Origin of the sequence: Microcystis sp. 49638_E5 (assembly GCF_021300285.1) — a bacterium.
In the GTDB taxonomy this organism is placed as follows: domain Bacteria; phylum Cyanobacteriota; class Cyanobacteriia; order Cyanobacteriales; family Microcystaceae; genus Microcystis; species Microcystis aeruginosa_C.
In genome coordinates this window covers 1-23,060 of record NZ_JAJTDH010000025.1, presented here as the reverse complement: position 1 = coordinate 23,060, position 23,060 = coordinate 1, and the positions used below count along the sequence as shown (strand labels likewise).

Annotated in this window: 27 protein-coding genes and 1 other annotated feature; of the genes, 11 read left to right on the top strand and 16 right to left on the bottom strand. The window is 42.4% G+C overall.

Annotated elements, in window-relative coordinates:
- Window positions 1-394 precede the first annotated feature (394 nt).
- Together LW728_RS09275 and LW728_RS09270 are read left to right on the top strand one after the other, a co-directional pair.
- Window positions 395-1,819, top strand: coding sequence for an AAA family ATPase (locus LW728_RS09275; RefSeq protein WP_287766421.1), 1,425 nt, complete (start codon window positions 395-397; stop codon window positions 1,817-1,819).
- 10 nt (window positions 1,820-1,829) lie between these two features.
- A complete protein-coding gene (locus tag LW728_RS09270; protein ID WP_287766419.1) occupies window positions 1,830-2,531 on the top strand; it encodes a DUF4276 family protein in 702 nt (233 codons plus the stop codon).
- Window positions 2,532-2,728: 197 nt separating this feature from the next.
- Here the strand turns inward: LW728_RS09270 and LW728_RS09265 are convergent, their stop codons facing one another.
- The 7 genes from LW728_RS09265 to LW728_RS09235 all read right to left on the bottom strand — a co-directional run bounded on the left by LW728_RS09265 (window position 2,729) and on the right by LW728_RS09235 (window position 9,130).
- The gene (locus LW728_RS09265) at window positions 2,729-3,640 is read right to left on the bottom strand and encodes a hypothetical protein (RefSeq protein WP_004268612.1); all 912 of its coding nucleotides are present in this window, start codon (window positions 3,638-3,640) and stop codon (window positions 2,729-2,731) included.
- Window positions 3,582-5,033 carry an AAA family ATPase gene (locus tag LW728_RS09260; protein ID WP_004268610.1) on the bottom strand — a complete coding sequence of 484 codons (1,452 nt, stop codon included), beginning with the start codon at window positions 5,031-5,033 and terminating at the stop codon, window positions 3,582-3,584. Before LW728_RS09260 ends, LW728_RS09265 begins: the two co-directional genes overlap by 59 nt.
- A 30-nt stretch (window positions 5,034-5,063) precedes the next feature.
- Window positions 5,064-5,198, bottom strand: a complete 135-nt coding sequence (locus tag LW728_RS09255) for a hypothetical protein (protein ID WP_256377576.1) — start codon at window positions 5,196-5,198, stop codon at window positions 5,064-5,066.
- 49 nt (window positions 5,199-5,247) lie between these two features.
- Complete coding sequence (purB, locus tag LW728_RS09250; RefSeq protein ID WP_004268608.1) at window positions 5,248-6,543, bottom strand: adenylosuccinate lyase; 1,296 nt, start codon at window positions 6,541-6,543, stop codon at window positions 5,248-5,250.
- 316 nt (window positions 6,544-6,859) lie between these two features.
- Window positions 6,860-8,194, bottom strand: coding sequence for an FAD-binding oxidoreductase (locus LW728_RS09245; protein ID WP_287766416.1), 1,335 nt, complete (start codon window positions 8,192-8,194; stop codon window positions 6,860-6,862).
- A 199-nt stretch (window positions 8,195-8,393) separates the two neighbouring features.
- Window positions 8,394-8,513: a photosystem II protein Y gene (locus tag LW728_RS09240; RefSeq protein ID WP_012265998.1), complete on the bottom strand. Its 120-nt coding sequence runs from the start codon at window positions 8,511-8,513 to the stop codon at window positions 8,394-8,396.
- A gap of 65 nt (window positions 8,514-8,578) precedes the next feature.
- Entirely contained in the window at window positions 8,579-9,130 is a 552-nt protein-coding gene (locus LW728_RS09235; protein WP_004268603.1) for a gamma carbonic anhydrase family protein, read from the bottom strand.
- A gap of 108 nt (window positions 9,131-9,238) precedes the next feature.
- Here LW728_RS09235 and LW728_RS09230 point away from each other — a divergent pair, with 108 nt between their 5' ends.
- Window positions 9,239-9,754, top strand: a complete 516-nt coding sequence (locus LW728_RS09230) for a TIGR02652 family protein (protein WP_043997956.1) — start codon at window positions 9,239-9,241, stop codon at window positions 9,752-9,754.
- 143 nt (window positions 9,755-9,897) lie between these two features.
- Window positions 9,898-10,332 (top strand): VOC family protein, encoded by a 435-nt coding sequence (locus tag LW728_RS09225; protein ID WP_004268601.1) that lies wholly within the window; start codon window positions 9,898-9,900, stop codon window positions 10,330-10,332.
- Here the strand turns inward: LW728_RS09225 and LW728_RS09220 are convergent.
- Window positions 10,329-10,997 carry a hypothetical protein gene (locus LW728_RS09220; RefSeq protein WP_004268600.1) on the bottom strand — a complete coding sequence of 223 codons (669 nt, stop codon included), beginning with the start codon at window positions 10,995-10,997 and terminating at the stop codon, window positions 10,329-10,331. The two genes, LW728_RS09225 and LW728_RS09220, sit on opposite strands and share 4 nt — an antisense overlap.
- 171 nt (window positions 10,998-11,168) lie before the next feature.
- Here LW728_RS09220 and LW728_RS09215 point away from each other — a divergent pair, with 171 nt between their 5' ends.
- Together LW728_RS09215 and LW728_RS09210 are read left to right on the top strand one after the other, a co-directional pair.
- Window positions 11,169-11,870 (top strand): DUF3120 domain-containing protein, encoded by a 702-nt coding sequence (locus LW728_RS09215; protein ID WP_004268599.1) that lies wholly within the window; start codon window positions 11,169-11,171, stop codon window positions 11,868-11,870.
- Between the two features lie 51 nt (window positions 11,871-11,921).
- Window positions 11,922-12,956, top strand: a complete 1,035-nt coding sequence (locus LW728_RS09210; RefSeq protein WP_287766414.1) for an adenylate/guanylate cyclase domain-containing protein — start codon at window positions 11,922-11,924, stop codon at window positions 12,954-12,956.
- Window positions 12,957-13,183: 227 nt separating this feature from the next.
- Here the strand turns inward: LW728_RS09210 and LW728_RS09205 are convergent, their stop codons facing one another.
- The 6 genes from LW728_RS09205 to LW728_RS09180 all read right to left on the bottom strand — a co-directional run bounded on the left by LW728_RS09205 (window position 13,184) and on the right by LW728_RS09180 (window position 18,001).
- Window positions 13,184-14,176 (bottom strand): 30S ribosomal protein S1, encoded by a 993-nt coding sequence (locus tag LW728_RS09205; RefSeq protein ID WP_002737013.1) that lies wholly within the window; start codon window positions 14,174-14,176, stop codon window positions 13,184-13,186.
- A gap of 233 nt (window positions 14,177-14,409) precedes the next feature.
- Window positions 14,410-14,925: a transcriptional regulator NrdR gene (gene nrdR, locus LW728_RS09200; protein ID WP_004268588.1), complete on the bottom strand. Its 516-nt coding sequence runs from the start codon at window positions 14,923-14,925 to the stop codon at window positions 14,410-14,412.
- Window positions 14,926-15,047: 122 nt separating this feature from the next.
- Window positions 15,048-15,143, bottom strand: coding sequence for a photosystem II reaction center protein T (locus LW728_RS09195; protein ID WP_012267019.1), 96 nt, complete (start codon window positions 15,141-15,143; stop codon window positions 15,048-15,050).
- Between the two features lie 104 nt (window positions 15,144-15,247).
- Entirely contained in the window at window positions 15,248-15,640 is a 393-nt protein-coding gene (gene rplL, locus LW728_RS09190) for a 50S ribosomal protein L7/L12 (RefSeq protein WP_287669683.1), read from the bottom strand.
- A 43-nt stretch (window positions 15,641-15,683) separates the two neighbouring features.
- Window positions 15,684-16,232, bottom strand: coding sequence for a 50S ribosomal protein L10 (rplJ, locus tag LW728_RS09185; RefSeq protein ID WP_004268584.1), 549 nt, complete (start codon window positions 16,230-16,232; stop codon window positions 15,684-15,686).
- Between the two features lie 98 nt (window positions 16,233-16,330).
- Window positions 16,331-16,447, bottom strand: a sequence feature (ribosomal protein L10 leader region).
- Between the two features lie 24 nt (window positions 16,448-16,471).
- On the bottom strand, window positions 16,472-18,001 hold the full coding sequence (locus LW728_RS09180; protein ID WP_287766412.1) for a UbiD family decarboxylase: 1,530 nt from the start codon (window positions 17,999-18,001) through the stop codon (window positions 16,472-16,474).
- Between the two features lie 180 nt (window positions 18,002-18,181).
- Between LW728_RS09180 and LW728_RS09175 the strand changes: the two genes are divergently transcribed.
- Together LW728_RS09175 and LW728_RS09170 are read left to right on the top strand one after the other, a co-directional pair.
- Window positions 18,182-19,276: an AAA family ATPase gene (locus LW728_RS09175; protein ID WP_287766410.1), complete on the top strand. Its 1,095-nt coding sequence runs from the start codon at window positions 18,182-18,184 to the stop codon at window positions 19,274-19,276.
- On the top strand, window positions 19,269-19,970 hold the full coding sequence (locus tag LW728_RS09170; protein WP_004268577.1) for a DUF3226 domain-containing protein: 702 nt from the start codon (window positions 19,269-19,271) through the stop codon (window positions 19,968-19,970). Before LW728_RS09175 ends, LW728_RS09170 begins: the two co-directional genes overlap by 8 nt.
- Window positions 19,971-20,022: 52 nt before the next feature.
- Here the strand turns inward: LW728_RS09170 and psbV are convergent, their stop codons facing one another.
- Window positions 20,023-20,508 carry a photosystem II cytochrome c-550 gene (gene psbV / locus LW728_RS09165; protein WP_002754644.1) on the bottom strand — a complete coding sequence of 162 codons (486 nt, stop codon included), beginning with the start codon at window positions 20,506-20,508 and terminating at the stop codon, window positions 20,023-20,025.
- Window positions 20,509-20,636: 128 nt separating this feature from the next.
- Window positions 20,637-20,843, bottom strand: a complete 207-nt coding sequence (locus LW728_RS09160) for a hypothetical protein (RefSeq protein WP_004268575.1) — start codon at window positions 20,841-20,843, stop codon at window positions 20,637-20,639.
- Window positions 20,844-21,336: 493 nt separating this feature from the next.
- Between LW728_RS09160 and remA the strand changes: the two genes are divergently transcribed.
- The 3 genes from remA to LW728_RS09145 form a co-directional block, all read left to right on the top strand.
- A complete protein-coding gene (gene remA / locus LW728_RS09155; RefSeq protein WP_002737924.1) occupies window positions 21,337-21,606 on the top strand; it encodes an extracellular matrix/biofilm regulator RemA in 270 nt (89 codons plus the stop codon).
- Window positions 21,607-21,618: 12 nt separating this feature from the next.
- Window positions 21,619-22,173 carry a guanylate kinase gene (gmk, locus tag LW728_RS09150; RefSeq protein WP_004268573.1) on the top strand — a complete coding sequence of 185 codons (555 nt, stop codon included), beginning with the start codon at window positions 21,619-21,621 and terminating at the stop codon, window positions 22,171-22,173.
- A gap of 267 nt (window positions 22,174-22,440) precedes the next feature.
- Window positions 22,441-23,060 (top strand): RNA-guided endonuclease InsQ/TnpB family protein (locus LW728_RS09145; protein WP_287766408.1); only part of this gene is annotated, 620 nt, incomplete at its 3' end.

Sequence of the window (23,060 nt, the reverse complement as noted above, 5' to 3'; positions counted from 1 at the left end):
TGGGTTATCTCTATTCTAGTTAGTTAATCGGTTGGAGTTTACAAAATGGTTTACTTGCTATTCTACCTACTCGATCGAGTTTCTTGGCCAATTGTTAAGTTTTCTTGCAATGTTAATTTTTAGCCGCCAGTCCTCAGCCGTCGGCCGTCAGCCAGATAAGCTGTTGTCTATGGGTTTTGTCAGACTAAGACCCTATACTCTCAGGAATCGATCGGTAAGGTGCGTTCTCCCTCCTTGCGGCAGGTAACGCACCCGACAAAATCGGCGTAATCGCACTACCCCTGAAAGCCAATGTCTAGATTATAGTAGGACGGTATCAGGCGAAAGTTAAAAAGATTGTCCAGTATGGTTAAATGTCGCGCTGATGTTTTAATATTACCTATCGCCTAAAACTATGATTACTTATATTAAAATTCATGGCTTTAAATCCTTTCATAATTTTGAAATGGAATTTACGCCGCTTACTGTAGTTGCTGGGGTTAATGCTTCTGGTAAGAGTAATTTATTTGATGCTTTGCAATTGTTGGCGCGGCTGGCAGAAGTGGATCTGAAGACAGCTTTTAGCGAGCAGCGAGGACATCCTAGCGAACTTTTTACCCAATATGATGAGGACGACTACGCCACGGAAATGGAATTTATAGTTGAAATGTTAGTCAATCGCAAGGTAAAAGATAATTGGGGTGGGGAAGTCGATCTTAAATATACAAGGTTGCGCTATCAATTAAAAATTAAACGAGAGTCTAATATAAGTGGATTTGAAAACTTGTATATTGTTGATGAATGTTTAGAAAATTTAAAGCACAATGAAGATAATTGGGTAAAAAATTATATTCCTAAGACAGTATTGGAAACTTGGCGACCAAAAGTAACGGGTAGGAGAGCGATTCCTTATATTAAGACTGAAGATATTAGTGGTATTGCTACCATTGTTGTACCTCAAGACGGTCAACAAGGGAATAAAAAAGTATTTCCCGCAAAAAACGCATCACAAACTGTTTTAAGCAGCATTAATACCATAGATTTTAGACATATATTAGCCGCCAAACAAGAAATGCTGAGTTGGAAGTTTATGCAGCTTAATCCCGAAGATCTGCGAGAACCTACTCGTCAAGATATGGGCATCAGAGATACAATAACAGCAAGCGGAAAGAATTTAGCCGCTGCTTTATTTCGCATTAAACAAGATGATGAATATACCCTCACAGCAATTTCCCGTGATCTCAATAATCTGCTACCGAATCTTACAGAAGTTAATGTTTATGATGACAAAGCAAATCGACAATTTATTATCAAGGTAAAAGGTGATGATGGTCGGGAGTTTTCTTCAAGAGTGCTTTCCGAAGGAACCCTACGTTTATTAACATTATGTGTCCTGCAATACGACCGACAACACACAGGATTACTGTGTTTTGAAGAGCCAGAAAATGGCATTCATCCTTTTCGTATTGAAGCAATGGCAAGATTATTAAAAGAGCTAACTGTCGATTTTGAAGATACTGAAATGCCTTTACGCCAAGTAATAGTGAACACTCATTCTCCGGTTCTGGTGAGTCAATTAATTAATTGGCAAGATGATAAAAATGTCAGCATTTGGCTTTCTCAACTTACCACTATAATATCCACTATTGAAGGGAAGCGAATTAAGATGAAAAGCAGTAATTTTCACCCTGTTATCAAAGAGAATAAAAAGCAATTAACCTTATTTTACTCCGAAAATGAGGCCAAGCTAACTCTCTCGGAAGTTGTCGAATATCTAAAAACTGCTGATGCTGAAAGTGCGATTAAAAATATTAAAAATCAACAAAACCAATTAACGTAAATCAATTAAGATGGCAAAAAAACCCAAACAAATAATTATTGCCTTAGCTACAGAAGGCAGTTCCGATCATAGATTTTTACCGAATATTATTAAGCGCACTTTCGAGAGAGTTGCTTTTGACGATGAACAAGAAATAGAAATTTTTGACCCAATTTGTCTTTCACAAATCTCTCGCGAAAATATCCGAGAAAAAGCTAAAAAATATGCAATTCAAGCGGTGGAGAAGGGAGCAATGGTTTTGTGCTTCCATGCAGACGCAGATGATAAAACAGATGAAAACGCATTTAAGGAAAGAATTGATCCGGCTTTTAATGCTATTAAATCAGACGAGCGAGACTTATGCAAAAATTTAGTTGCTATCGTTCCAATACAAATGACTGAAGCCTGGATATTAGCAGACAAAGAATTACTAAAAAAAGAATTGTGTACAAATAAAAGTGATAGTGAGTTAGCAATCGATAAAGAACCCGAATCTTTTAGCAATCCGAAAGAAACAATTAAAAATGCCATCAATAAAGCCAGAGAAGGTATGACTAAACGGGATCGAAATAAACTAAAAATTGACGATTTATATTCACCGCTTGGTACAAAAATCGAATTGTCGAAATTAGAATCCTTGTCTTCCTACAAAAAATTTGAAAAGGCAGTACGAGATATTTTTCCACAATTAACGAAAGTCAACAATATAGAGGATAATCCTGATCAAACGTGAATAAGACCTTGCTAATACCATTTTTCTAAAGTAATGGCAGAGATGGTTAATTTTCGGCATTGCTGAATCAAGGCATGAATGGCAACTGTGCAGGTTCCCGTGCAAAAGTTAGTTTGGCTCTAGGTTTTAAAAATACCAGAAAAGAAGATTCATATCTCAAATCAGCAACGCCGATTTCTCTACACCTATTTTTTATACTAACTATTGATTAGGCGACTTACCATCTCTACCATTCCATATATGTTTAAATTTTTAATCTCTTCCTGAATTTGATCGATTGAACTTTGAGAATCATCACTACAGTAAGCCAATTGAACTTTCTTTCCCTGCGGATCGGTTAATAGGGTGATCAAGTCTCGATCGCTCGACACCTGATAATCTATATAGATGCCTTGTCTATCTTTGGTGGGAGTGAATTTACATAAATAATAGTTATCCTGTTCACGTTTGTCCGATGCTTGTCTAGCCAACAAGTTTTCGATTAACAAACAATCGGATTCTTTATGTTGCTCGTCGTGAATATAATTTATTTTGCTTAAATCCGCTTTCCTGTAAGTCTTGGAAACATAAGGATAAAGCTCCGCTTTCAAATTATACTGGATAGGTAAAATAATAAATCCTTTCTCCGCTTCCTCTTTGATCGCCTTTCGAGGAATATCGGCATTATAGGGAGTTAATAGGATAGCTTGTAATTTATATTTAAGTTTACTGGTGACATGATCGGCAATTTCTTGTTTTAAAATATCTCTAAAAGTTGTAATTTGTTCGATACCTGTACTCGTGGAATTTTTATTAGTTCCCTTCATCTCGATAATTGTCAGCAGAAGTAAGTCATTCTGAATAAAAAGAGATAAATAATCAGGTCTTTTCTGCTTTTGATTTCTAACGAGAGGATCCTTCTGACGATCAGTTTTAAATAAAATACAAACGGAATCTTTTTCTGGCTTGGTAATCCGAAAGCTGACACCGCTTTCGGGTGGAGCGATCCGATCGGGTACGGTACAGAAAATAAGCAAATTTTCTAAAAAGTTAAATTTCTGCCAATCGAGTTTATTCTTCTTCTGAGGAACATCCTTCTTCGGTTTCTTGGTTTTGTTGTCCTGCTTCATAAATTGCAAAAAACTTTTGTTGAATATCAACTGATACATCGCTGAGAGTATCCCAACGAATACCGTATTCAGGGTCGTGTAAAGAAAGTAATTTATTATTTTTTATTTCATAGGCACTAACCTGTTCCATTTTAAGAAAAGCTCGGCTATCTTGCAGATAAAGCAATTTAGCTTGTTCGGCTAAAAGTTCTGGATTTTGGTGATTACCATTAACGATATTGTTAAGATGAGCCATCAAATAGGGGCTATGAGTCGTCAATAAAATTCTAACTCCTAAATTTACTAAAATCGCTAAAGATTCTAACAATTTTACCTGAGATTCTGGATGTAAGTTCATTTCAGGCTCATCGATCACCAGAAAATCCCCGGATTTTGCTCGATAGCGTAAATAGAGTAAAAGCGGGGCTAATTGTTTAATAGACGAGGAAGCATTATAAAGATCGATCTCTAAACTTCTTTTTACCGAAACTTTAATTTCTCTGCCTCCGAATTTAGTCTTTTTAAAGATTGTTTTATTGTTATTTTGAATATACTTTTCAATTTGATCGGCTAATTTTTGAAAATCATTTTTATTTTTGGCAATGGGATCGGGCTTATTTTCTAGTTCTATGTCAGTTAAAAAATCTAAAAAATCCTCTACTGGTTGAGGATAGCGAATATCTCCCTGTTCTTTTAGTAACTCTAACTGCTTATCTCGATTAATAAGTCCTTGTATCAATGGCTCTCGATTAATACGTCCTTGTATCAATAGCTCTCTCTGATTCTCTTTAAGTAGCTTATATCTTCTATTGGCCAGCATTTTATAGGTATTTATAAAAGCGTTTCTTTCGGCGGGTAAAGGAAGTATGTCAGAAAATTTTCCGACGGTACTAATAAAAGTACCAATAACTATCCTGCTAAGAAAATCAGTATGTTCTTCGTTGCGTTTTTCCCAATAAAATAAAATCTCACTATTGTTATCACTTCGCTCGATTTTCTCGATTCCAAGTATTGTATCCGCTAAAACTTCTTCTATAGCTCTTTTAATATCATCTTCAGAAATTTTGATTTCGATACTGAATTTTGTTTTTTCAAAAATTTTACCGCTAGAATCTTGGAAAAAAGATTGTAGTTTTATCCCGCTAAATCTAGATGCGTAACTTTGAATAACTTCAGATATAACATCATAAAAACGTCGGTCTATTTTTAAAGACCAATGATCGGCTTGAGTTGTAAATTCTATTTTTTCTAAAATTTCATCATAAAAATTAAGGCTGACAAGCTGATATAACCCATAAATCGAGTAGGCGATATAAGTTTTATTAGAATTATTCGGGCCAATAATAACGGTTAGAGGCCGAAGATCCACTTCTGCCTCTTTAATACTACCTAAATTCCAGAGTTTGATTTTCATCGTAAAAACGAACACTCCGAATACAGACCCTTATTTTACCCGATTCGTACTCGCTTGCGCCGATTCTTTAGTTTTATCTTCAAACGCAACCATGATTGAGAAACGAATAGCGATCGCTTTCTGAGAAAAGATCGATCGCCAACCGACAATCCAAAACGCTGTCATTACCTTTCTAAAGCAACAAGCTAGTGGTTAGCTGATCACTGAAAGCTCCTTAAATATCTAACCTTTGGTAGATGCTATTAAGATGATTTAGGTGCTGCTGGGGATCAAAGCAACTTTCGATCTCGTCGGGGGATAAAATGCCGGTAACTCGCTCATCTTGGCTGATAAAAGCTTTAAAATTGCCGTTATCGGTGTTCCAAGCGCGATGGGCGTTTTCTTGGACGATTTTATAGGCAGATTCCCGGCTAATTCCCTTACTCACCAAAGTTAAAAGAACTCTTTGACTGAAAATCACGCCACCGTAAACATTCATATTTCGCTTCATGTTTTCGGGATACACCAGCAGATTTTTGACTAAATCGGTGATTTCCTTGAGCATAAAGTGGGTCAAAATGCAAACATCTGGCAGCATCACCCGTTCTACGGAACTATGGGAAATATCTCTTTCGTGCCAGAGGGCGATATTTTCTAAAGCGGAAACGCTATGACTACGGATAATTCTCGCCATTCCCGTTAAGCGTTCTGAACGGATGGGATTACGTTTATGGGGCATAGCGGAGGAGCCTTTTTGTCCTTTGGAAAAGTATTCTTCCACTTCTAGGACATCGGTTCTTTGCAGGTTGCGAATCTCCACGGCAAAACGTTCGATCGAAGCCGCTAATAAGGCTAATTGTTGCACATAATCGGCGTGTCGATCGCGGGAGATAACTTGAGTGGAAGCGGTATCCGGTTCTAATCCTAACTTCTGACAGGTTAACGCCTCAATTTTCGGGTCAATATTGGCATAGGTTCCCACTGCACCAGATATTTTACCGATGGCGATGTCTTGGCGCAAGCGAATTAAACGATCGCGTCCTCGCAGCACTTCCGCTAACCATCCCGCTAGTTTAAAGCCAAAGGTGATCGGTTCGGCGTGAATGCCGTGGGAACGTCCCACCATGACTGTATAACGGTGTTCTTGGGCGCGATAGCGCAGGGCTTGAATGAAATCTTCTAATTGTTCTAAAATCAGGTTTAAACTGGCGACTAATTGTAAGGACAGGGCGGTATCTAGTACATCAGAACTGGTTAAACCCAAATGAATATAACGCCCCGGCTCGCCCACATATTCGTTAACATTTGTTAAAAAGGCGATGACATCGTGGCGCACTTCTGCTTCTATTTCTAAAATGCGATCGGGATCAAAATTAGCTTTTGCCTTAATTTCTTCCACTGCATCCCCGGGAATATAGCCTAATTCTGCCTGCGCTTCACAGACGGCTATCTCTACCTCTAGCCATGTTTGATATTTATATCTATCCGTCCACAAATTCCCCATCGCAGGGAGAGTATAACGCTCGATCACTATTAATTATTCCAAGACAACCGTTTAATTGTATCGGATCGGGGCAAGTCTGGGAATAGGCAGGGGGCAGCGGGGAGTTTTGTTTTCCCCACTCCCTTTTTAGCGGTTAGTAATTCGATAGTAGCGGTGAGGCTCTTCTAGGTTGTGTGTGATAAGTTTAACTTACAATATGATTGATTGATCTTTGTGTCCTTTGTGTCTTTGTGGTTCGTTCCACCCCCTCTCTAGGAGGATTATATCTTAGAATACATTTTACCCACCAAATCCAAGAGAGCCGCGGTGAACTATCTTGTTTAATTTAGCCTGAATCGAACCCCTACTCCCTTGCTTCAACCCATGCTCGCATTTTACCCGGATTGTTCAATCCGTAGGGATCGACGAGTTGTTTAAATTCTAGTTGTAGCGGATTAATCTGTCTGCTGCCGCCATCTTCCATGATATAAGTGTGAGGATTGGCAATGGCTGCCCCCTGTTGTTCATAGATAGCAATAATCTCATTTAATCGAGTTTCTGTGGTAAATTCTAGCAAGGGAAGACCGGCGGGAATAACTTTACCTTGAAATCTCAAAAATTCTAGGTGCATCATTATTTCCTCACCAAAATAATTATAGAGTTTCTCCACCGTGGCTAGATTAAAATAAAAAGCTTGTAGATAAGTTATTTTGGGGTTACAACTACGCGCGTGGAGAGTGGTATGATTCCAAGTAAATTCTAAGATACTGTTGCCTTTTTGAGTTTCTTCTGGCGTTTTATAGTAGGTAAGTTCACCATTATATTCTTTAATTAAAGATTCTAATGCGACCCGATCGCTGTCCGATACTATTAACAAAACTGCCGCTTTTCCTGTGGGTAAATAATCCTTAAGAGCAGTAAAATAAGCAGGAATTGGCCAAGAGTGAACACTAACCATTTTCTTGACAATGCCATCACTATCACTGAGAGCTTGACCGAATTTAGCGGCGGTGATAAAATCGGCAAAAGTAACGATAAATTCTGCCCAAGGATAACAGGGAGCGAGGGCTATTTCTAACTCGGTAATAATGCCATTTGTTCCGTAGGCATGATTGACTTTTTCTACCTCATCCCCCCGTAATTCGATAATTTTTGGTTCCGCTTCTAAGGTGACTAACTGCACTGCTTGCAGATTGCCCCTATCCTTCAATTGTCCATAATTAATTGAACCCATGCCCACACTGCCACCCCCGATAAAACCGCCAATTGTCGCCGTCCGATAGGTAGAGGGAGCCATTCTTAATTCCCAACCGATTGCGCGAGCTTGTTTATCAAAAAATGCCATTTTTACCCCCGCTTCTACCCGGGCTGTACCTGGTTCGATCGAGATAATTTTTGTTAGTTTGGTTGTGTCTAAAATTACTCCGCCCTGCAAGGGAACACATTGACCATAATTACCTGTACCCGCACCTCTAACTGTTAAAGGAATTTGGTATTTAACGCAGGTTTTAGCGATGTCAATAACCTCTTGGCTATTCTGGGGACGAATGACTAAATCAGCCCGTTTATCTTGCAGTTGTGCTTCTAAAATGGGACTAAAATGATAATAATCTAAGGAAAGTTTCGCCACTTGCCCCGGATCGGTGATAATTTCCAGATGGGCAAGTTCTTGAATGAGATTTTGACAATTAGATTTCATGGTTAGGTAGGGTTTGCTGAAAAAGTTTGTTGGTGGGGTTAGGAGTCAGGAGTCAGGATTCAGGAGACAGGAGATTATTTTTATTTGTTCTCCCCATACCCCAATTCATAATTCATAATTCATAATTCATAATTCAAACAGGAAAAATTAAAAACCGATCGCCTAGGCGGTCGGTTTTACTAAGAACTATAAACTATTATTAACTTTGTTTGCTGAGAAACTGTTGAGCTTGTCTAAGAGCGGCAGCGCCGATATTGAAGACAGCCCAGCCACCAGCAATAAGCAAAGGGGTTAAAACGATTAACACTCTCCAGTCCATAGATTTCCTTCTCCTCGGTCAGTGCTTAAAAGATTGTTACTTGATTCTCATTTTATATTTATACCCTAATCCGCCCGTTTTGGGAATCCGGTATCAGTAGCTTTTCCCGCATGAACGAGGGCAAGTTTAGCATAGCGCTCGGCGTGTTCGATCAACTCTTGAGCCTCCTGTGGCGAGACTTCCCGGACACGTTTAGCGGGAATGCCCACCACTAAAGATCGCGGTGGTATATCTTTTGTCACGATACTACCCGCCCCGACAATACTACCCGCCCCGACGCGCACACCATCGAGAATCACTGCCCCAATGCCGATTAAACAACCGCGTTCAATATGGGCTGCGTGAATTACCGCCCGATGCCCGATGGTAACGTAATCTTCAAGGATAGTAATTTTGCCCGGATCTCCGTGTAGGATCGCCCCATCTTGGATATTAGTATAGGACCCAATTTCGATGCGTTCCACGTCGGCACGCAATACCGCCCCATACCAAACACTCACCCCCACAGCTAGGGAAATATCGCCCATTACCGTGGCATTAGGGGCGATAAAAGCCGCTTGACTGACATCGACAAGGGGCCAGAAATTAGAAGTTGATCTTAAGTTATCTAAAGACATGAAAGGATCTGCACTAAAGTCGAAAGAGAATACCCGTCCAATTTGGTTGGGTATAATATGGATAGGCTTATTGGTACAAAGATAGCAATTTTTAGTTTAGGTTCTTCCATGATCAATGCAAGTTTACAATACCCTGTTTTTGGCCCCGATATCCATTGTCCTCACTGTCGGCAGCTAATCCCCGCCCTCACTTTGACGGATACCTATTTGTGTCCGCGCCATGGGGCTTTTGAAGCCGATCCCAAAACGGGTGAGTTGGTTCACTTGCAGTCAGGACGGCATTGGCGACTCTGGAATGGTGAGTGGTATCGTCAACACACCCACCCGGATGGTATTCGTTTTGAGATTCACGAAGCACTTGATCGCCTCTATACTCAAGGATTTAAAGCGACTAAAGTAATTATTGCCAACCGTTATCGCGATTTAGTTAGTTCCTACCTAGAACGTAACACCACTTGGCGCGGTAATGAACTGGGTGAAGCCACTATTCCCCGTCTCTACGGTTTACCGGTAGAATTTAGTCCCGATGCCCCCGATGAACCCTGTTGGGATGTAATTAATTTTGATCTGGAAAAAGAACCGGGGGTTCCCAAACGTTATCCCTATTTTCGTCTTTTTGATTAATCATTAGCCATTAGGAGCCAGTCGTCAGGAGATAGGAGATAGAAGATTGCTTTTATTTATTATCCCCATCTCCCCACTTCCCCATCTCCCCACTTCCCACTTCATAATTCATAATTCATAATTCATAATTCTTTCTCCTGAAAATGCACCATGTTTCTATTCGTACCGCTAATATCCATCGGGCGATCGCTTTTTATCAACTTCTCGGTTTTACCCTAGAGGAAAGATTCACTACTGGTTATACTTTGGCCTGTTGGCTAACGGGGTTAAACGGACGCATCGAATTAATCCAAATTCCTCAACCGAAACCCGCTCCCGATGCCTTTGGTGATCAGCATTATGTCGGTTATTATCACTTGTCTTTTGACCTAACAGAAAATGTCAGCAATTTACCAGAATGGTTAGAAAAATTAACAAATAACCTTCAGCAAGCCCATCAAGAGGAAGCCGATTTATATCAACCTTTAAATATTCTTTTGCCACCCCAACAACAGATGATCGGCGATCATGTCTATGAAGTCACCTTTATTGCCGATACAGACGGTTTACCCCTGGAATTTATCCGTCGTTTAACCTAAAAAGATTGTCCCACTTCTAAGACTTTTGTTTGGCCATTGCGAGACAAAATAACCTGTTGATTACCAACTTCCACTAAAGTCCAACCATTGATAAATTCCCCCGGAGAAATACGAGTGGTTATGCCCTTATTATCAAATAAAGCTGTAGATCGATCGCCTAAATCCATCACTCCCACTAGAGTATTTTTCACCTGATTATTGGTAGGAATAACCGATGCTACTGGTCGATTCCCTTGGGGAGCAGCTGGTAATGGTGGTGCAGAAATGTCGGTATTTGAGGGTGTAACTGGGACAAGTTTGGCAGTAGTTTCAGGGGTTTGGGGATAAACAGGAACGTAAATTCTTTCTATGATCTGGGGAGTGTTATTAACCGGTAAATTAGCGGGTGGTGCTGGTGGAACTGGCACTACTGGAGAAGGGTTATTTTTGGCAGCAGGATTGGGATCGGGGGATGAAGTTTGACTTTGGCGATCGATAATAGCAAGGGATGATTGCAGATAGGCAATAAATTTTTTATCTTCTTGGGAAGTCGTGCTATTTTGAGAGATAGGGGCATTTTTCTGACTGATGAGCCATGCCACCACCCAACCTAGATAGATGCAAGCAATAACAAAAATAACTTTATCTAGGGGCATTCTGGGATTTTCTTCATAGCCCGCCGGCATATTTGTTTCACTCCTCGATCGCTGCTGTCGTTTCGATTCTAACAGGATAGCGCTCAGTTATTCTCCCTCAATTTTCCTTTTTAACTGATTAAAATCTTCTAGAGGGGATATAGTGGACAGAGAATGATGTATATTAATGTAAGTAAAGTTTCGTAACAATTCTGAAATCCTTTGCTCAACTCTACCCTAGTTTCCAGCAATCCCGATCGCCTGAAACCCCTAGTCCCTAACTGGGAAAAATGTCAATCCGTCTTTTGGACAGCAGCATTTCTGGTATCAGTCCCCGTATTCATACAAGCGCCCCTAGTGCGCTACTATCCCGAAGTTAGCCTAGGTTTAACCTTTTTCTGGGTGGGGTTAGGGGTTTGGCTGCTCAAACAAGAAAAAATCAGTCTTTGGGGGGATTTACTTTTGGGCTTTAGTTGGAGTTGGTTAGCAGGTTCTCTCTACTGGGGTTGGTGGCGTTGGGAACCTTTGATCCATATTCCCATGGAAGCGATCGGGCTGCCCTTTGTTCTCTGGGGACTATACAAAGGTCGTGGCAAAGTGGGCAATCTTTTCTATCTGGGTTCTTTGTTAGGAACGGCCATCACCGATGTATATTTCTATCTAACGGGACTAATTCCCTACTGGCGACAATTAATGACCGTGGAACTAGATCCCAACCTAGTATCGCCGATATTTCATAACGCCTTAGCCCAAATTGAGACCCCCTGGGGCATCAGTTGGGCGATTGTGCTGCTCAACCTGCTCTTAGCGATCGGTATTTATCCTTTGCAAAAAAGGGTATGTCATTGGTGGGCATTTAGCGGGGCTGTATTGAGTACAATTTTAGTCGATGGTTTATTTTGGATTACCGCCTCTCTGGCCTAAGACAATAGGCTATATAATTAACGCAGTCTATCTATTGCCGCTTATGCACCCGTGGATATACTACTAGGACAAAACCCCTATTTACTACTCCATACCGAGAAGGGCCAGCGTTTTTTCCCTCTCGTGGGGAGAGCTTACTGGACAATCGGACGGAGCAAAGATAACGATATCGTGATTAAAGATCACTGTATCTCTCGTAATCACGCTATTTTACAATCCACGGAAACAGGGGATTTTTATCTGATCGATCTCGGTAGTCGCAATGGAACTTTTGTCAATGGCAGAAGGGTAGCCATTCCGGTGACTATCCATAGCAAAGAGCAGATCACCTTTGGCAAAACCGAGGTGCAGTTCTATCGTCCTACTCCCACCAATGCAGGCAAGCAACCGCGCCATTTAGAATGGGATACCCTCACCTCCGCCGTCCATGAACGATGCTTAACATCGGTGATGGTGGTAGATATGCGTAATTTTACGGCTTTAACGAGGCAATTAGACGAAAAAGTGCTTTCTTCTCTGATTGGCAATTGGTTTCGCCATGCGGGGAATATTATCCGCAGTTCCGGCAGTTGGGTAGATAAATATATTGGTGATGCGATCATGGCCATCTGGTTTCACGGCCAACAGGAAGTCGATCAAGACGATATCCTGCAAATTTTCCAAGCAATTATACAACTAAATAACATGACTCGCACCTTAAGCGAACAATATCCCTTACCTTTTAAATTACGCATCGGTGCGGGGGTGAATACTGGTTATGCTATGGTCGGCAATACTGGCAGCGGTGAACATCCAGATTATACAGCGATCGGGGATACAGTCAACGCCGCTTTTCGTTTAGAGTCGGCTACCAAAGAAATGGGCAAGGATTTAGCCATCGGAGCCACTACCTACAGTTATCTCATCGGTTTACCCCATCTCCAGCAAGTTTTTACTCAACATACCGTCAGTCTGAAAGGATACCACGATAGCACTATTGCCTACGGAACCACTTTTGATGACTTGGATCGTTTCCTCGATGCCAACAGTAGTGAGGAGATGACCGGAATTACAGGAGTTGCCAGCCGTGTCGGTTTTAAAGATTGAAAGTGAACTACTCTCAAGGTCGTTGAGAGCTTCCTGTTTCACGGGGGATTGCCGCAGACCCTACTTAAGACTGTCCACTAAAAACTCACATCTGATAAGTAGTCGTGCAAAATTAATTTCCTAGTGAAGATAGGCAAGAGGCAAGGGGCAAGAGGCAAGAGGTGGTTAGATATGTGTAATTAATTTTGCTTAGGTACTTAACTGATAACTGATAACTGATAGCTGACCTACTCCTCGGTGGCGGCGAGAACTAAATCTTCCTCCTCCAAGGCGGGGGGAACTTCGATTTCTTCCACTACTTCCGAGACGGTCCGGCCTTCCGCTTCCGCTAGACGTTTTTCTCGGTATTTAATCGCCATTTCTTCGGCTTTTTCAAACACTAACGGGCGATTTTTTAGCATATCTCCCGGTTCTGGTTCTAATTGTTTAGTCGAGAGGGAAATGCGACCTCTTTCGGCATCGAGATCGATAATCATCACTTTCAACTCATCATTGACATTGAAAACCGTGTGGGGGGTGTCAATGTGATCGTGAGAGATTTCGGAAATATGCAGTAAACCACTGACTCCACCAATATCGATGAAAGCACCGTAGGGCTTGATTCCGCGCACAGAACCGATTACCACCTGTCCCACGGCTAAACCGTTCATCTTGCGTTCCACTAAAGCGCGACGATGACTTAAAACCAGACGGTTGCGATCCTCATCCACTTCTAAAAACTTTAAGGGCAATTCCTGACCGACTAAATCCTCTTTCGCCTCTCTGGTGCTAATGTGAGAACCGGGGATAAAGCCGCGGAGACCTTCAATCCTGACTAATGCCCCACCACGGTTAGTGGCGAAAACATTGGAGCGCACGGTAGCATCTTCTTTTTGCAATTGACGCACCCGTTCCCAAGCGCGCATATATTCAATGCGACGGATCGACAGAGTTAGCTGTCCATCTTCATTCTCATCGGTAAGAATGAAAAATTCCCGAGTTTCGTTGGGCTGTAAAACCTCTTCGGGATTATCGACGCGGTTGATCGACATCTCCTGCACGGGGATAAAAGCGGCGGTTTTAGCACCGATATCGATGAGCGCTCCCCGGGGTTCCATGCTGAAAACAGTCCCGGCGACAACATCTCCCGGACTGAAATGATAATCGTATTTGTCTAGAAGGGCGGCAAAATCTTCATGGGTAAAGCCTATGTTTTTGTTTGCGGTTTTTTGGGTGGTCATGTACGTTGTTTGGGCCTCGGAATTTCCGTAGGTTTTTCCTCCTATGTGATGTACAGTTTCTAAATACAGGAGATGCCTCCTAATTTAGTTACTAGGCAGGGCCTAGGGGATGAACTGCCGCATCCTGCATTCTTGGAGGCAATCTGCCTCAAGAATGACTTTGTAAGAATCTAACCGGAGCTTGGGCTTTAAATAGCACAAGGGATCCTAATTATAACTGAATCGGGAACTATTTAAGACGAGGTGATCACGCTGGCCTCTTCCGCTTCAGACCAAGAAGGATGAGCGCGTTCAATTTCGGAGGATTGCAGCAGCGCTAAAGCGGCGATAAAGTCTCTAATTCCCTGAAAATTGCCGTAAACCGAAGCAAAGCGCACATAGGCCACTTCCGATTCTTGCCGGAGGTATTCTAGGACTAATTGACCGATCTCCTGACTTGTTACCTCCCGTTTTGAGTCTTGCTGCAGACGGGATTCGATATCATTGACGATCGCCTCTAATCTTAGGTGGGGAATGCCAGTTTTTTCACAGGCCCGGACGATACCGCGCAGCAGTTTGCAGCGATCAAAAGATTCCCGTTTACCATCTTTTTTAATCACCGTGATCGGCACGAATTCGATGCGCTCGTAGGTGGTGAAGCGATGTTTACATTGTAAGCATTCACGACGACGACGAATGCTCTGACCGTTTTCGGAGGAACGGGACTCTAAAACGCGACTATCGGTATGCTGACAATTAGGGCATTGCATAGGAGGCGCTCGGTGAGGGGAACCTTTAATTTAAGCCTTTAAATAGGAAAACCAGAGCCGCTAACCTGCTTTTGGCAAGCGGGCGGCTCGGGAAAGAAAATTATTAAACGGAGTTAAGAAATTTACTTTTGAATCCGGGGAGGTTCCCGGAAGGCAATGGCGAAGAAAATTACCGACAAAGCCATAGTTAAAACCAAAATGTAAGCGACGCTTTCCATGGTTGGACATCCTACAAGACTGCTATAACAATCCTATAGTATCAGGAAATGAGCTTTTCAGCTTGCCTGGGGATGTAATCTACATCCCCAGAATCAGTGGCGAGCTATTTAACGCTAACTTTTGCCCCAGCGTCTTCCAGTTTTTTCTTGGTGGCGGCGGCTTCGTCTTTGTTAATGCCTTCTTGAACCGCTTTGGGAGCGGCTTCTACTAGGTCTTTCGCTTCTTTGAGTCCTAAACCGGTCAATTCGCGCACTACCTTGAGGATAGCAATTTTCTTGTCGGCGGGAACTTCTTCGAGAACGACGTTAAATTCGGTTTGTTCTTCCACAGCTTCAGCAGCAGCCGCGGGAGCAGCCCCAGGGGCCGCCATAATTATGCCACCAGTTGGAGCGGCGGCACTAACTCCGAAGGTTTCTTCGATACCTTTGACTAATTCCGCAGCCTCTAAGAGGGTCAGGGTTTTGAGTTTTTCTAAGATTTCAGCTACAGCAGACATGGGTTAGACTCCTAATTGTTTTAAGTGATTGATTGGCGCGGTATTAAGCCGCTTCTTTTTCTTCTTGACGGGCCACGGCATCGACGGCACGGGCCAAAGATGCGGGAACTTCGTTGATGCTGCGGGCCAGTTTGGCGGCAATGGCGTTGATTGCTCCGGCGGCCTGAGCGATTAACTGTTCTTTCGACGGTAAATCAGCGATCGCTTTGAGCTGCTCTTCTGTCAACAGTTGACCTTTTGTCCCTTCTTTGAGGACACCGCCGCGCAATTCGGTTTTTTTGCTTTCTTTTTTGAACTCTTGATAGGCCTTGAAAGCTCCACCGATATCCTCTTTTACGAGCAGAAAGGCGGATGTTCCCGATAAAAGGCTTTTCATCGGTTCCCAGCCACTATCTTCAGCGATCGCCAATCCCATCAAAGTATTTTTGGTGACTTTACAAATCGTTCCCGTGGGGCGCAATTTGCGGCGTAGATTGCTGATTTCGGCGACGGTTAAACCTTGATAGTCGATGACCATCGTTAATTGAGCTTCGCTAAGGGAGGTTTTTAATTCTTCTAGAATTAATCCCTTGCTTTCTCTGCTTCTCCCCATCCCTTGTTCACCTCCTGTATGCGGGGGACCGGTTCCACAGGCGCAAAAATAACCCCTTGTAGCGCCGGGGTTGATTGGAGAGAATCAGTTCAGGCACGACCGAGACAGAAAAAATCTCTCTTTAGTCTTTTTGGCCGCTGTTTTCTCGCTTTGACCTCGGCAGGGTATTTAAGCTGTTTCGCACCTGCTGTCTTTGGCTTAAGCCAGTTTCTCATTTTAACATTATTGCGGGATTTATGTCAAGCACCAGGAGGGAGTGGGCAGTACATTTCGTAGCCAAATTTATTGGCATCTACTTCTTGTAAATTAATATCGATTAAACCGTATTCTGACCAGCGTTGGGAAACCTTGACCGCCATGGCCGGATCCGACTCCAAAGGTTCCCCCCACTGGTGGTCCGTTTCGGGATACATTTTTGTTGTGGCATCAATTCCCATTCTTCCCCCCAAACCGACCTTTTCGCTGGCAAAATCGAGGCTATCAAAGGGGGTTTCCGGGAGAATAAACACATCGCGAACCGGATCCACTTTAGAACTAATTGCCCAAACCACTTGCCGGGGGTCGCGAATATTAATCTCCTTATCGACGACGATGACAAATTTAGTATAGGTGAACTGGGGTAAGGCACTCCAAAAAGCTAAGGCCGCTCGCCGCGCTTGTCCGGGATAAGCTTTATCAATGGAGATAATCGCCGCTTTATAGCTTAAAGCTTCCATGGGCAGGAAAAAATCTCTTATTTCCGACACCTGTTGCCGTAAAATCGGTGTATAAATACGATTAAGAGCGATAGCCATCATCGCTTCTTCCTTGGGAGGACGACCGCTAAAAGTGGTTAAATAAATGGGGTCGCGACGGTGGGTCATGCAGTGGAAATGAATCAGGGGTGAATCTTCCACACCGCCATAGTAACCCATGTGATCACCAAAGGGTCCATCTGGCAATACCTCTCCGGGGGTAATTGTTCCTTCGAGGACGATTTCTGAGTCGGCCGGCACTTCTAAATCGAGGGTTTTACACTTGGCTAACTGTACCCCAGAACCGCCGTACAATCCCGCAAACAGCCATTCTGACAGATCTACGGGGATAGGAGTGGCGGCGGCCATGATAATTAGAGGATCAACCCCCAAAGCGATGGCTATTTCTAATTTTTTGCCCATTTGCGCCGCTTTTCGCAGGTGACGCGCCCCACCGCGCACGGATAACCAGTGAACGGTCATGGTATTGTGAGACTGTAGCTGTAAGCGATAGACACCGACGTTAGGGTTTCCCGTTTCGCAATCTTTGGTAATTACTAGCCCTAGGGTGATAATCTGGCCTGCATCGCCAGAATAGGGGCGAATCATCGGAATTTTCTTTAAATCTACTTCATCCCCTTCTAAAATCACCTGTTGACAGGGAGGGAAAAAGTTACGGCTGGGTTTGGCTTTCAGGACATCAAACAACACTTTACCAAAATCGATCGCTTGGGAGAGTTTTTTCGGCGGTTTCGGTTGTTGCAAGAGGGCGAGTTTTTTGCCTAAATCTTCCAATTCTTCGGGTTTATTCAGGTTCATCGCCCAACAGATGCGTTCTACCGTTCCCATCAGGTTAATAGCGACGGGAAACTCTGCTCCTTGCACGTTTTCAAACAGTAGGGCCGGCCCCCCCACCTGTAGCATCCGATTAGCGATCTCGGCAATTTCTAAATCGGCAGAGACCGATGCACTAATGCGGCGTAATTGGCCACGATCTTCTAAAAGCTTAATAAATCCTCGTAAGTCTCTAGCCATGATGAAGAAATGTAAATAAATCCCTGTCTCTATTATCTCTTAGGGTGGCAGTTTCGGTGGGGGATAGTCACCGATTTGAGAGTTGGCGGCGATTCTCGTCTAGAATTAAGTAAAAAAATCCCCATCTTACCAGGGTCATTCCTACCCCTAAGTTTATGCTTATCCAGCCCAGAGGTCAACATGATTAAGGATATTGAAATTAGTAATTTTAGATGTTTTGAGCATACCAAAATTGAAGGTTTTGAGCGAGTTAATTTAATTGGCGGTAAAAACAATTCAGGGAAAACTGCCCTGTTAGAGGCAATATTTTTGTATAGTTATCCCTATCCAAATACTATTCATCCCTACATCAGAGGAATCATTCGTAGGCAATCTTTAGCAGTTGTTCAGGCTGTTCCCAAAAATGCCTGGGATAATTTATTATTCAATCTTGATAGAAAAAATATTATTGAGTTAAAAGGCTCCCAATCTAAACGAGGAGATAAATTGGTAAAAATATCGATTTCTGGTTCTCTTAAAGATGGCGTTTTAGGCATCTCTGAAGACTTGCAAAAATTATACGATTTTATCGCTAAAAATAAATCAGTTATTTCTATCTTAAATATTCACACAAGTTTTCACCTCAAGAATGACTCAAATGATGGTCAACTGAACTATTTTTTAATTGCTAGTTCTGAGGGAATACTCGCTTTACCTGATCCAGGTGATGAGGAACCAGTAATCATTGCCGCATCTGTCAGTAAATCTTTGGAAGAATTGAGCGAGTCCTATACTAAAATAGTTTTTAATGAACAGGAAGAAGAAGTGCTAAAAGCTCTACAAATTCTCGATCCTTCTATTGAGAAAATAGAAAGTTTTTTTCTGGGTGAACCAAATTTATATCTGAAAAGAAAAGAGAGAAAACGCCTACCCATATCTCTGTTTGGTGAAGCTATTAATCGTCTAATAGAGATGATTTTTTCTCTGCTGCTTAATCCGCAAAAAATTATTTTTATCGATGAAATAGAAAATGGTCTTCACTATACTGCTTACCCAGATATTTGGAAAACTTTATTCCGATTAGCTATCGAACTAGATAGCCAAATTTTTGCCACAACCCATAGTTTAGAGATGATCCAAGCTTTTGCCGATGTGGGGTTAGAATATTATCCAGAACAGGGGGCCTATTTTGAACTAGCAAGGAGTCCCAGAACTGATAAAATTATTGGTATTAAAAGACAATTAAGCACTTTAGAGTACGCCTTAAAACATGGCAATGAGGTGAGAGGTGAGTAACTTATTAATCGTCGAGAGCAAGAATGATAAAATTTTTATCGAAGCCCTAGTAAAATACTTAAATATTAACAAAATTCAGTTAGATAAACCGATTTGCTTTGAGGAAGATGACTATAAATGTTTACAGGGTTTAGATCAAGCTAAATTAACCAGCACTTTCGATGAAATTAAGGCGACTCTTGGTAAAAAAGCTATCCCTAAAGTTGGTATTATTATCGATCAAGATTCTGATACTAAGACAGAGCGACTAAATTGGCTTAACGATTGTCTGAAAAAGGTGTATCCAGAAGCGGAAGATATTAGGAAAACCAGTCAGCTTTATAGATTGACAACAATAGAAGATCAAATCACAGAATTTGCTTGTTATTTTACCAATGTGGAAGGACAAGGAGAACTAGAAACAGTTCTCAAGAAGATTAAAAGTCAAGATTCCACCTATGCGGATTGTTTAGAAGACTGGAGAAATTGTTTAAACAAGCAAGAAAAATCGATTAAAGACAAAGATTTTGATAAGTTTTGGATTAGTAACTATTTACGATTTGATACCTGTTCCACAGAAGACAAAAAACAAGCTGGCAGGAAATGCAGTATGAATGGATTTGATTATGTTATGAAAAACAAACGTCATATTTGGAACTTTGAGCATGAGGTATTAAATGAACTCAAAGAATTTTTACAACTATTTGCTGTCTAATCAAAAATCCCCCTAGAAATCTAGAGGGATCGAGGGATATATGGAGGGCAATTTAGAAGTAAATTGTGCCACCCCAGCGCTCGTCTAGACGGGGAGCAACCAACAGATAAGCGGCGACGTTATACACATCATCTTCCGTCAGATTGCGTAATTCTGGGAAGATATCGGGACGGCTAACATTGGGATGAAATTCGCTTAGATCATCTTCACCATCGTAACTGGTGGGATGTTCTAGATAATCAATCAATGCTAACAGATTATCTCTGGGAGGTTCCGCTTTTGCCAGATCGGCCAGACCCAAACTGACGTTATTATTAGTTTTGGTTTTACCTTGCAGGTGACACTTAGTACAATTGGCGACAAAAAGTTTCTGTCCTTCCGTCGCTTGTTCAGAAGTCAAAGTCACCGATTCCCCTGCATCATTGAGGGTGATGGTGAGGGTTTTTTCATTGAGTTCTAAGGCACTAGCGCCGTTAAGATTGAATTGTAATACAAAAAAAACTACAGCGATCGCTGCCACAATCAAACGTTTGATCATTGTTCTCCTACTCGCAATTGTTCCAAGAAAGGGAATTTTAAGGTGACTAAAAAATTTTCTCCTCTGGGAGGGTGTCGATCGATTCTAAGTGATCACGGACACCGAGAAGATCCCAGTTGGGAATAAAGTCAAGGGGACGTTTCCGTTTTCGAGGCGGTTACTCCCGATCGTTTGGATAAAATCAGTGAGATAATTGCTTTAGCATCTTCTAGGGCGAGATTAGTCTGCCGATCTTTATAGGAGATGCCTAATTGGTCGCAAAGTGACAACACAGATTCATCGGCCAGATCGTACTCTGCCGCAATATCAGCGATCGATAGATCAGCAAAACCCATAGTCTGACGCACCCACCAAGGATAGAGAATACTTATTAGTTACCATAATTATCATGCCATTGCTGGGGACATTCTTGACAGTGATCAGTTATCAGTGATCAGTTGTGAGTTTTCAGTTCACTGATTACTGATTACTGTTTACTGTTTACTGGACGGCTACGCCGTGCCTTTGGCAACACTGAAAAAAGCTCCCATCACCCCACACCCCATCTCCCCACACCCCACACCCCACACCCTACACCCCACACCCTACACCCCATCACCCCACGCCCCAAACCTTCAAAATTCCCTAATTTTCCCGACTTTTGCCTTTTTATTCCCTAAGATAGAGACTCGTGTAAACAAATTTAATTAAAATCGCAAAAAACCTGAAAAAATACTAAAATGTGATTAAGAATGTTATTTTTAGCCTTGTAAGGCTAAATCTTTCTCGATAACATTGTAATCATACCTCCACACTCTTTTGTACAAAGGACTGCACCTTTGTTAACTTATGGATATACAACTGATCAACATCGGCTTCGGTAATATTGTTTCCGCTAATCGGGTTATCGCCATCGTTAGCCCAGAATCGGCTCCTATCAAACGCATCATCAGTGATGCTCGGGATAAAGGCTGTTTAATCGATGCTACATACGGAAGACGGACTCGTGCGGTGATCATCACCGATTCTAGTCATGTGGTGCTGTCGGCCATTCAACCGGAAACCGTGGCTCACCGTTTCGTGGTCAACAAGGAAGCCCCTGTTAATAGTAGCAACTAAGTTATTAACCCCATGCAACCCGGTCAATTAATCGTCATTACTGGCCCTAGCGGTGTGGGCAAGGGTACGCTAGTCCGGCATTTACTAACTCGTTTCCCTAACCTCTACCTGTCAGTATCCGCTACTACGCGCCCACCTCGACCGGGTGAAATTGAGGGGGAAGACTACTATTTTCTCGACCGTCCCAGTTTCGAGGAGAAAATGGCAGCCGGAGAATTTCTAGAATCGGCCGAATACGCGGGCAATTATTATGGGACACCCCAATTAGCGATCGCCGCTCAATTAGCGGCGGGCCAGACCGTCATTCTAGAAATCGAATTGGAGGGAGCCAGACAGGTCTGTCAAAGCTTCCCCGAAGCGAGGAGAATCTTTATCCTACCCCCCAGTTTCGAGGAATTAGAACGTCGTTTGCGCGGCCGGGGCAAAGATGCTGAAACGGCGATCGCCCGTCGTCTGGAACGCGCCCGAGAAGAATTAGCCGCCAGCGAGGAATTCCCCGATCAAATCGTCAATGATGACCTAGAAGCCGCCCTAGATGCCATCGAGAAGATTATTTTTAGCCGTTAGCTGTTGGGGGTTAGGTGTTGGGGTTTTAGGGGTTTTAGGGTTTTAGTTGAAATTTCCCACTTCCCCACTTCCCCTAATCCTTATCCCCCATTCCCTAAGTTACCTAAAATATCGGATGAATACCCCCGCTACATTTTTCGATAAGATACTCACCTTTGCGGGGGATGAAATCCGACCAGAATATTAGCAACGGAGCATCGGTTTAATTCCACCATCTGTGGACAAACTGTGTTACAATCTACTTAACCAATGGTCGAGAATTGTTATATGCTAGTCGTAGAAGCAAGGCTAAAAAACGGGACACTAGAGCAATATCACCGGCTTGATGAAGCTATCAAAACTTCTCAGTTTGTGCGTAACTCTTGTGTTCGTTATTGTATGGATCATAAGGGTACAACCCGCAATGATCTCCAAAAACTTTGCTCGGTACTAGCTAACAATAAAGAGACACCTTGGGTTAATAAATTAAACTCACAAGCACGTCAATCGGCTGCTGATAGAGCCTGGCAATCAATTAATCGGTTTTACCAGAATTGTCATGCCAAGATACCGGGAAAAAAGGGGTTTCCTCGGTTCAAAAAGCATAGTCGTTCCGTTGAGTATAAACTAACAGGCTACCAACTATCTGATGATCGACGTAAAATCAGATTTACTGATGGCTTTAAAGCAGGAGAATTTGGTTTATGGTGTAGTCAAAAGACCTTAGTTTATTATTCAGAGCAACAGATTAGACGGGTAAGAGTTGTTAGACGTGCTGACGGTTATTATTGCCGGTTTCTGATTGACGTAGAACGGCAAGAATACCATAAACCGACGGGACAAATAACAGGAATTGACTTAGGGTTAAAGGAATTTTATACCGATGCTCAAGGTAATACTGTAGAGAA

Excerpts from the sequence above, each read along its gene's own strand:
- LW728_RS09275 (WP_287766421.1), top strand. The coding sequence starts at position 395 with ATGATTACTTATATTAAAATTCATGGCTTTAAATCCTTTCATAATTTT.
- LW728_RS09270 (WP_287766419.1), top strand. The coding sequence starts at position 1,830 with ATGGCAAAAAAACCCAAACAAATAATTATTGCCTTAGCTACAGAAGGC.
- LW728_RS09265 (WP_004268612.1), bottom strand. The coding sequence starts at position 3,640 with ATGAAGCAGGACAACAAAACCAAGAAACCGAAGAAGGATGTTCCTCAG.
- LW728_RS09260 (WP_004268610.1), bottom strand. The coding sequence starts at position 5,033 with ATGAAAATCAAACTCTGGAATTTAGGTAGTATTAAAGAGGCAGAAGTG.
- LW728_RS09255 (WP_256377576.1), bottom strand. The coding sequence starts at position 5,198 with ATGACAGCGTTTTGGATTGTCGGTTGGCGATCGATCTTTTCTCAGAAA.
- LW728_RS09245 (WP_287766416.1), bottom strand. The coding sequence starts at position 8,194 with ATGAAATCTAATTGTCAAAATCTCATTCAAGAACTTGCCCATCTGGAA.
- LW728_RS09240 (WP_012265998.1), bottom strand. The coding sequence starts at position 8,513 with ATGGACTGGAGAGTGTTAATCGTTTTAACCCCTTTGCTTATTGCTGGT.
- LW728_RS09235 (WP_004268603.1), bottom strand. The coding sequence starts at position 9,130 with ATGTCTTTAGATAACTTAAGATCAACTTCTAATTTCTGGCCCCTTGTC.
- LW728_RS09230 (WP_043997956.1), top strand. The coding sequence starts at position 9,239 with ATGATCAATGCAAGTTTACAATACCCTGTTTTTGGCCCCGATATCCAT.
- LW728_RS09225 (WP_004268601.1), top strand. The coding sequence starts at position 9,898 with ATGCACCATGTTTCTATTCGTACCGCTAATATCCATCGGGCGATCGCT.
- LW728_RS09220 (WP_004268600.1), bottom strand. The coding sequence starts at position 10,997 with ATGCCGGCGGGCTATGAAGAAAATCCCAGAATGCCCCTAGATAAAGTT.
- LW728_RS09205 (WP_002737013.1), bottom strand. The coding sequence starts at position 14,176 with ATGACCACCCAAAAAACCGCAAACAAAAACATAGGCTTTACCCATGAA.
- nrdR (WP_004268588.1), bottom strand. The coding sequence starts at position 14,925 with ATGCAATGCCCTAATTGTCAGCATACCGATAGTCGCGTTTTAGAGTCC.
- LW728_RS09195 (WP_012267019.1), bottom strand. The coding sequence starts at position 15,143 with ATGGAAAGCGTCGCTTACATTTTGGTTTTAACTATGGCTTTGTCGGTA.
- rplL (WP_287669683.1), bottom strand. The coding sequence starts at position 15,640 with ATGTCTGCTGTAGCTGAAATCTTAGAAAAACTCAAAACCCTGACCCTC.
- rplJ (WP_004268584.1), bottom strand. The coding sequence starts at position 16,232 with ATGGGGAGAAGCAGAGAAAGCAAGGGATTAATTCTAGAAGAATTAAAA.
- LW728_RS09180 (WP_287766412.1), bottom strand. The coding sequence starts at position 18,001 with ATGGCTAGAGACTTACGAGGATTTATTAAGCTTTTAGAAGATCGTGGC.
- LW728_RS09175 (WP_287766410.1), top strand. The coding sequence starts at position 18,182 with ATGATTAAGGATATTGAAATTAGTAATTTTAGATGTTTTGAGCATACC.
- psbV (WP_002754644.1), bottom strand. The coding sequence starts at position 20,508 with ATGATCAAACGTTTGATTGTGGCAGCGATCGCTGTAGTTTTTTTTGTA.
- LW728_RS09160 (WP_004268575.1), bottom strand. The coding sequence starts at position 20,843 with ATGGGTTTTGCTGATCTATCGATCGCTGATATTGCGGCAGAGTACGAT.
- remA (WP_002737924.1), top strand. The coding sequence starts at position 21,337 with ATGGATATACAACTGATCAACATCGGCTTCGGTAATATTGTTTCCGCT.
- gmk (WP_004268573.1), top strand. The coding sequence starts at position 21,619 with ATGCAACCCGGTCAATTAATCGTCATTACTGGCCCTAGCGGTGTGGGC.